8 protein-coding genes are annotated in these 8351 nt (G+C 56.4%); 6 read left to right on the top strand and 2 right to left on the bottom strand.

All coding sequences use genetic code 11. The annotated features are described in order from the left end of the window. A partial coding sequence (locus M0974_RS30690; RefSeq protein WP_297845730.1) for an aldehyde dehydrogenase family protein occupies window positions 1-887 on the top strand: 887 nt, incomplete at its 5' end. Window positions 888-905: 18 nt separating this feature from the next. After that, window positions 906-1841 carry a choline ABC transporter substrate-binding protein gene (locus tag M0974_RS30685; RefSeq protein ID WP_297845729.1) on the top strand — a complete coding sequence of 312 codons (936 nt, stop codon included), beginning with the start codon at window positions 906-908 and terminating at the stop codon, window positions 1839-1841. 188 nt (window positions 1842-2029) lie between these two features. Here M0974_RS30685 and M0974_RS30680 read toward each other — a convergent pair whose 3' ends face one another. Next, the gene (locus tag M0974_RS30680) at window positions 2030-3346 is read right to left on the bottom strand and encodes a sigma 54-interacting transcriptional regulator (protein ID WP_297845728.1); all 1317 of its coding nucleotides are present in this window, start codon (window positions 3344-3346) and stop codon (window positions 2030-2032) included. A gap of 198 nt (window positions 3347-3544) precedes the next feature. On the opposite strand from M0974_RS30680, the gene M0974_RS30675 reads away from it, so the two are divergent. Genes M0974_RS30675 through M0974_RS30665 form a run of 3 tightly spaced genes read left to right on the top strand, consistent with a single transcriptional unit; the run spans window position 3545 to window position 6950 of the window. Continuing rightward, window positions 3545-4429, top strand: a complete 885-nt coding sequence (locus tag M0974_RS30675; protein WP_297845726.1) for an MBL fold metallo-hydrolase — start codon at window positions 3545-3547, stop codon at window positions 4427-4429. A gap of 32 nt (window positions 4430-4461) precedes the next feature. Then, window positions 4462-6126: a bifunctional protein tyrosine phosphatase family protein/NAD(P)/FAD-dependent oxidoreductase gene (locus M0974_RS30670; protein ID WP_297845725.1), complete on the top strand. Its 1665-nt coding sequence runs from the start codon at window positions 4462-4464 to the stop codon at window positions 6124-6126. Continuing rightward, window positions 6123-6950, top strand: a complete 828-nt coding sequence (locus M0974_RS30665) for a sulfite exporter TauE/SafE family protein (protein ID WP_297845724.1) — start codon at window positions 6123-6125, stop codon at window positions 6948-6950. Before M0974_RS30670 ends, M0974_RS30665 begins: the two co-directional genes overlap by 4 nt. A 60-nt stretch (window positions 6951-7010) precedes the next feature. Here the strand turns inward: M0974_RS30665 and M0974_RS30660 are convergent, their stop codons facing one another. After that, window positions 7011-7709, bottom strand: a complete 699-nt coding sequence (locus M0974_RS30660; RefSeq protein ID WP_297845722.1) for a pentapeptide repeat-containing protein — start codon at window positions 7707-7709, stop codon at window positions 7011-7013. A gap of 148 nt (window positions 7710-7857) precedes the next feature. Between M0974_RS30660 and M0974_RS30655 the strand changes: the two genes are divergently transcribed. After that, window positions 7858-8351: hypothetical protein (locus M0974_RS30655; protein ID WP_297845719.1), on the top strand; the 494-nt coding region annotated here is incomplete at its 3' end.

The raw sequence follows: 8351 nt of genomic DNA, 5'->3' as shown, positions 1-8351 counted from the left end.
TGCCCGACGGCGTGTTCAACCTGCTTTGCGGTCCAGGTGAAGTCGGTGAATTGCTCGCCGCCAGTCATGAAGTGGACCTGGTGTCGCTGACCGGTGGCGCCGGTGCCGGCGGTAAGGTGATGCGCGCGGCCACTGGCAACTTCAAACGAGTGGCGCTGGAACTCGGTGGCAAGAACCCGAACATCGTGTTTACCGATGCAGACTTTGAAGTGGCGCTGGATCAGGCACTGAACGCAGTGTTTTTCAATGCAGGGCAAATCTGCTCCGCTGGTTCCCGACTGCTGGTTGAGGACGGGATTCATGATCGATTTGTCGAGGCCTTGCAGCAACGAATCCTTAAAATTCGCTTGGGCGATGGTCTTGACCCGTTGACGCAAATGGGCCCGCTGATTTCTGCCAGCCAGCGCGATCAGATTCTCACGATGATTGCCGGTGCCCTCGAACAAGGCGCGACCTTACTGGCGGGCGGCACGATACCCGAGCAGTTCGATCGCGGGTTCTGGCTGCGGCCGACCTTGCTGGGCAACGTCACGGCCGACATGCGCATCGCCCGGGAAGAAATTTTCGGTCCGGTCATCACCGTCGAACGTTTCAACGGTGAAACCCAGGCGCTGCAACTGGCCAACGACACACCCTACGGTCTAGCCGCCGGCGTCTGGACCCAGGACATCGGCAAGGCTTATCGCATGGCCAAACGGCTGCGGGTCGGCACCTTGTGGATCAACGACTACAACGCAGCCTTCCCTCAAGCGCCGTGGGGTGGCTACAAGGCCAGCGGCATCGGCCGCGAACTGTCGCGGGCTGGTCTGGATGAGTTCACCGAGTTCAAGCATATCTACCTGAACACCGAACCGGCGCCACTGAACTGGTTCGGTATTGACGTCTAACATTGAGGAGTTGACCCTATGAAAGCTTTGTTATTGCTTGCGTCCCTGAGCCTACCGTTATTGGTTCAGGCAGCAGAACCGGAGTCCTGCTCCACGGTGCGTTTTTCCGATGTCGGCTGGACCGACATCACCGTCACCACGGCCATCGCCAGCGAAGTGCTGGAATCCCTCGGCTACACAACCAAAACCACCCTACTGTCGATCCCCGTGACCTACCGCGCCTTGTCCTCGGGCAAGGAACTGGATGTGTTCCTCGGTAACTGGATGCCCACCACCGAAAACGACATCAAACCCTATCGCGATGCCGGCACCGTGGAAACCGTACGCGCCAACCTGCACGGCGCAAAATACACCCTGGCGGTGCCCGACTACGTGTACGACGCCGGGCTGCACGACTTTGCCGACATCGCCAAATTCAAGGACAAACTCAACGGCCAGCTCTACGGCATCGAACCGGGCAACGACGGCAACCGCCTAATCCAGAGCATGATCGACAAGGACGCTTTCGGCCTGAAAGACTTCAAAGTCGTCGAGTCCAGCGAAGCGGCGATGCTTTCGCAGCTCAAGCGCGCCACCCGCAAGAACGAATGGATGGTGTTCCTCGGCTGGGAACCGCACCCGATGAACACCCGCAACAAGATGAAGTACCTCAGTGGCGGCGATGCCTACTTCGGCCCGAATTTTGGCCAGGCGACGGTCTACACCAACGTGCGCAAGGGCTACCTCAATGAATGCAGCAACGTCGGAAAACTGCTGCAGAACATGGAGTTCAGCCTGGCCATGGAGAACCAGTTGATGGACGCGGTGCTGAACCAAAACCAGAAACCGAGGGCGGCGGCCAAGGCGTGGCTGAAGGCTAATCCGGCGGTGCTGGAAGCATGGTTGGTGGGGGTTAACAGTCGCGACGGGAAGGATGGATTAACGGTGGCCAGTGCCAGGTTGGCCAGCCAATAATCATCGCCGAACCCTGTGCAATAGCGGATTAGCAAGACCGTGTCATCGTCTTCACGGGCAAGTGCGCGCCACACAGGAGATCTTCAGCGAGCACATATGGTCGATTCTATGTTTGAGAGCGACCCCCCAGACCAAGAGTTTGGGGGTCGAGTAGATTCAGCTGCTGCACACAATCGCTGGGTAATTGTTTAAACGTTTTGGCCTAAACTCTTTAGGCGCCTATAGAGTGTTCGCTCACTAACACCTAACGCTTGGGCAAGTTCCGATCGTGAGCCATTGAACGCATTAAGCATATGAGCCATGGCTTGAAGCTCTTTACCATTTTTTGTGGTCAACGGAAGTACGGATATCTCATCAAGCAGATCGGCGGGTAAATCTTTCTCTCTGATGATGCCGTCGTCACTGAGCAGTCGTGCTCGTTCAAGAATATTTTTAAGCTCCCTGATGTTTCCAGGAAATGCATAGCACTCCAGGCGCTTCATTGCTGACGGTTCAACTGTGCCTCTGCTTCCTGGGGCGATGCGTTGCAGATGGCTCTCTATGAGCAACGGCAAGTCCTCATTTCGCTCTCGAAGTGGCGGAAGCGTGATTGGAAATGCGCTGATCCTGTAGTAAAGATCCTGTCGGAAGGTGCCCAACTCAACCATTTTCTTCAATGGCTTGTGCGTGGCCACGACCAAGCGGAAATCCGAATGGACTGTGCGCAAGCTGCCTACCGGTCTGAAGCTGCCTGATTCAATCAGGCGTAAGAGTTTGACCTGCATAGACAGAGGTACATCGCCGATTTCATCGAGAAATAGCGTGCCCCCATGGGCGGCCTCTACCAGGCCGGTTTTCTTGTAAAGCGCACCTGTGAATGCGCCTTTTTCATGGCCAAACAGCTCACTCTCGAAAAGCGACTCAGTAAGGCCAGTACAATCAACCACGACCAGAGGACCATTGGCGCGTGGGCTTCCATTGTGCAGCGCCCTGGCAAACAGTTCTTTCCCGGTACCCGATTCGCCCTGGAGCAATACCGGGATAGAAGAAGGGGCCGCTCTCTGCAAGGTGCTCAGCGCCGCCTTGAATGCAGCCGAAGTCCCCACAAGGCCCTGCTTCTGAGGTTGTGCTGACGCGAGTTCTACCGTGCTCAAGCGCTCGACATACGCAACAACCTGGCCTTGGCGATCCAAGATCGGACGCAGCTCTACGTCCACATGCTCAGGCCCCCGGGGCGTGTGATGAATATGCAGCACCCGTTCCGCACGATGGCTATCGAAGGCCTTACGCATCGGGCAGTGCTCGCCGGCTTGGTCGCATGGAACGGCGTATTCATGGGACACGTTGAAGCACTTCGAACCGACGTGTGACTTGCCTTGGACACCAAAGTGGCGCTGGTAGGCGCTGTTGGCAGCAACGATGTTGTATTCAACATCCAGGATGATCGTTGGGCAATCATCGTGTTCAAGGTACGACGTCAACGCCTGAACATCGGGCTGGTCCGTCGCGATCACATGGGTGCTCATCAGTTTGTTATCCAAGGCTAGGCATTTACGTCTGCCACATACTGCCACCGACTGCCAACCAACTGCCATTTTTGTTGGCAGATGTGTGACAGATGGCTCCCTTCACATGGCATACCTCAACAAAACAGCGAACGCACCGCCGCTCCCTGCCTGGCATGGATATTGATCCACTGTCATAACAGTCTTAGGTGCGCCCCAATGAACATCAGCGAAACGATATGGCTCGAAGCATTTTTTGATGAGGCAACGTCAACATTCAGCTACCTGTTGCTCGATCGTTCGACCCTCCACTGTGCGCTGATTGACAGCGTGCTGGACTACGACCCGAACTCCGGGCGCACCAGCACCCAGTCTGCGGATCGATTGATTCAGCGCGTGAAGGAACTGGGTGCGTCCGTCGAATGGATTTTGGAAACACACATGCACGCAGACCATCTCACTGCCGCGACGTACCTGAAAGATCACATGGGCGGGAAGATTGCCATCGGCAATCACATCCGGGAGGTCCAGGAGGTGTTCGGCAAGCTGTTCAACAGCGAGGCCGAGTTTAAGCGCGATGGCAGCCAGTTTGATGCGCTGCTAGATGACGGAGAGGCATTTTCCATCGGCAACTTGTCGGCTAAGGCCATGCACACCCCAGGCCATACGCCCGCCTGTATGACGTATGTCGTCCATGATGACGAGCACACAATGGCGTTTGTCGGTGACACCCTCTTCATGCCTGATTACGGCACGGCACGTTGCGATTTCCCGGGCGGGGACGCAAGGACGTTGTTTCGTTCAATAAAGAAGATCTTGGCGCTACCGCCCGCCACGCAAATATTCCTATGCCATGACTACCGCCCCAACGGCCGCCCGTTGGCATTTCAGACCAGCGTACACGCTCAGAATGCCGAGAACATTCATGTGCATGAAGGCATCAGCGAAGATGAATTCGTCAAGATGAGAGAGGCACGGGATGCAACCCTGGAGATGCCGGTGTTAATCCTGCCCTCGGTCCAGATCAATATGCGCAGCGGTCATATGCCAGAGCCTGAATCCAACGGTATTCGCTACCTGAAGATACCGCTCAACACATTTTGAATACCGTTATTCATAAACTCGGGAAGTGATCGATGCAACTTCATAAGTTGACCGCCGACTTTGCAATATCGGCCCAGGTAACGGTAGATGACGTCAAGGAACTTGCCGCACGCGGCATTCATACCCTCATCTGCAACAGGCCCGATGGCGAAGCAACCAACCAGCCTTCACAGGACACGATCGGCCGTGCAGCGGCAGCAGAAGGCTTGACCTTCCACTACCTGCCCACTTCGACATCGGAGATTGCCGACTCAACAGTCAATGCCTTTGCCACATTACTGCAACAGGCCCCCACACCAGTGGTTGCCTACTGTCGCTCTGGCACACGCGCGGCGATGCTGTGGGCGCTTTCAGAGACGGGTAAACAGAACCTTTGTGACATCCTGAAAACCACCAAAAAGGCTGGGATCGATATCTCCTCCATCCGTGGGCGCCTGTCCCTGCGGAACGCAGATAGCCATTATCAGGTTGTCATCGTGGGCGCCGGCTCCACGGGCATTGCCACGGCGTCGAGCTTGAAGATTCGCCAGCCAGGGCTGGAGATCGTCTTGATTGACCCGGCCGATGCGCATTACTACCAGCCTGGCTGGACGATGGTCGGAGGTGGGGTGTTCGAGGCCAAGTCCACTGTTCGTACCATGGCGTCCGTCATCCCGAGTGATGTGCAGTGGATCAAGGAGTCCGTGGTTGCCTTTGATCCCAAGTCCAATGCCCTAACCCTTGAAAATGGCCGCGTGGTTCAATACGAGCAGCTCATAATCTGCCCAGGTTTAAAGCTTGACTGGGCAGCAATCGACGGCTTGCCCGAAGCGCTGGGCACCCATGGTGTAACGTCCAATTACCGCTACGACCTGGCGCCTTATACCTGGCAGTTAGTGCAGCAGCTTGACGCAGGCAAGGCGCTGTTCACTCAACCGCCCATGCCGATCAAGTGCGCAGGTGCGCCGCAGAAAGCGCTGTACCTATCATGCGATTACTGGTTGAAGAACAAGCGCCAAGGGAAGGTGAAAACTCATTTCTACAATGCCGGCGCTGTACTGTTTGGGGTGGCTGACTATGTCCCGGCGCTCATGGCGTATATGGAGAAATATGCCGTCGACTTGATGTTCAATCATAAGTTGATTGCCGTCGATGGCCCCAACAAGCGGGCGACCTTCCTGCGTACCCACAAGGATGGCAGCACGGAGACCGTGGTCGAAGCCTTTGACATGCTCCACGTCGTCCCACCTCAGGTGGCGCCTGACTTCATCCGTACAAGCCCCCTGGTAGATGCAACTGGTTGGATCGACGTGGACCCAACGACACTCAGGCACCGCTCCTTTCTTAACATCCATGCGTTGGGCGATGTGGTCAACACTACGAATGCAAAAACCATGGCGGCAGCCCGCAAGCAGGCGCCTGTGGTCGCCACCAATGTGCTGGTTAGTCTAGGCCTGAAAACAACCCGAGCCGCTTACAATGGCTACGGTTCATGTCCGCTGACCGTAGAGCGTGGCAAGGTTGTCCTGGCCGAATTTCTATACGGCGGCAAGCTAGCGCCGACTTTCTCGCGTTGGATTCTGGATGGTCGCAAACCTTCCCGGCTAGGATGGTTCTTGAAGGCGCATATTCTGCCGCCGTTCTACTGGCATTGCATGTTGAAAGGCCGCGAATGGTTTGCTGACACTCCCATGGTCGAGCCGGAAACCCAACCATGATCGAGCACAACGTCCTGGGCGTAGTGCTGGGCTCGCTGATAGGAGCTGTGCTGGCATTGACCGGAGCCGGCGGCGGCATCCTCGCTGTCCCCGTGTTGGTATTTGGCCTGAGTTTAAGCATGGTGCAGGCGGCCCCGGTAGGGTTATTGGCCGTGGGCCTGGCGGCCAGCGTTGGTGCCGTACTTGGTTTGAAACAGGGCGTGGTGCGCTACCGCGCCGCCGGGTTGGTCGCCGGCATCGGCATCATTGCAGCGCCGGTGGGGCTGAACCTTGCACAGCGCGTCGCCAATGCACCACTCGCGCTGGCTTTCTCATTGATATTGATCTACGCCAGCGTCCGTATCCTGCGCAATGCCAACCGAGCATTGCGCGGCGGCGTTGCGGCGCAGCGCCAAGCAACGCTGCCTTGTGTGCTAAACCCGGCCAAAGGGCGCTTGCGCTGGACCCTGCCCTGCGCCCGAGCCTTGGCCTTCACCGGTTTCGCGTCGGGGTTACTTTCAGGACTGCTGGGTGTCGGTGGCGGCTTCGTAATCATCCCTGCGCTGACGCGATACACCAACCTGGAAACCAAAAGCATCGTCGCTACCTCACTCGCGGTTATTGCCCTGGTCTCAATAGGCGGCGTAACCACTGCTGCACTGACCGGCGCAATGTACTGGCCGGCGGCTATCCCGTTCGCTGTGGGTGCAGTACTCGGCTTGGTCGCAGCTAGGCAGGTTGCTCACAAACTGGCTGGTCCGCGCCTACAGCAGGCCTTCGCGATCGTCGGTATGTTTGCGGCTCTCATGCTCGCGGCCAGCGTTCTCGGATTCGGCGCCAAATAGTAATGGGTGCCTGTTCACCCGCAATGCCAGCACCTAAAGGATTGATATTTCCAAGCACCATCAGAGGACTGTCAACCCCAGCCCGGCCAACAACATGCCGGCCTGACTCCTAGAGATGATTGCTCCCTTGAACAACTTGGCGTCCACCAAGCGAAGGCCTTGCAGGCTTGCCTCGCGCAGGTCCGCATCATCGAAACGTGCATTATTCACGCGAGCCATCGACAGGCTGCCGCCCTCAACAAATACCGCCTTGCGAAAATCGCAATAGGTCAAATCAGCATCGCTGAAGTCGATCTTGTGCAACTCCGACTTGTAGAAAGAAATCCCTGAAAGCATGGCACTGTTCAGCAGGCAGTCAGAAAAACTCAAGCCTAGGGCCGAGACATCGCCGAAATTGGCCCCGGTGAGCTTGCACCCTTCAAAACGCACATGGGCTACTTTGCTGCGTTGCCAGTTCGTGTTGTTCAGATCGCATCGATCAAAGCCAGCATCAGTGAGAGCAGCAGAGCGGAAAATAGCTTCGCCCGCACGGCAGCTGACCCATCGGGTATTGATCAAGTTAGCAGCCGTAAAGTCCGCGCTGGTTAAAATACACCGTTCAAAGTGGCTGCCTGCCAGACTGACTCGCGATAAATCCTGGCCACTCAAATCGATCCCCACGCAGCGCAGTGGTAAAGATTGGAGACCAGCCAGTTCAGCCAAAGTCTGATCTTTCAGATCCTCGGGGCCCACCTCGAAGTAACCATTTTGGGCGTGCATTCCTTCTCCTGGTGCTGGGTTTGAAGGGGAGCATCTTCTGGTCGACGCGCGACCAGGTCAATATTGATCTTTTTATCAATGTGTGGACAAAGTGCGCATCTACTTCTCTGGCGGGTTGTCTATGCCTCGTCCTTTAAAGAAACTAAGCGTGATCACTATTCTCTGCGCGGTCGGCACTTGGGGCGCTGCGCCTGTCGTCGCGGCGCAATTGCCGTTGGATGTGATAGGGCTTTATGTCACAGACGCAAAGCCCTTGCCCGGCGGCAAAGAATATAAGGTCAACGATACGATAACCCTGCCAGGCGGCGTCACGGTTGTTGTTTCGAAAACCTCTTCGGACACAGGAATAGCCGAAGTATCCATTGTTCAACCCATCATGCATGCCTGTTTACCGCATGAAGCGGTCTCGCCGGAGAAATCATCTGGAAGCGGTACCGGAGCCACTTTTTTGCTCTCGTTGCTGACACCTACCGGCTACGGCACGCACCTGTTAACACGTTGTTATACCGGGCCAGCCCTGACGGTTCACCGATCTAATACAGATGCGGCAAAACAGATAGGCTTTCTTCCCGACGGCTCACTCGATACAAGCGCTATCGACCGCTTTACCGTTGCCCCCGATATTCTCCGTACATACGCGGC

The sequence above is a fragment of the Pseudomonas sp. genome (assembly GCF_026224925.1).
GTDB lineage: Bacteria > Pseudomonadota > Gammaproteobacteria > Pseudomonadales > Pseudomonadaceae > Aquipseudomonas.
Note: the sequence above shows the minus strand (reverse complement) of the source record. Positions and strands in the feature narration are given on the sequence as shown.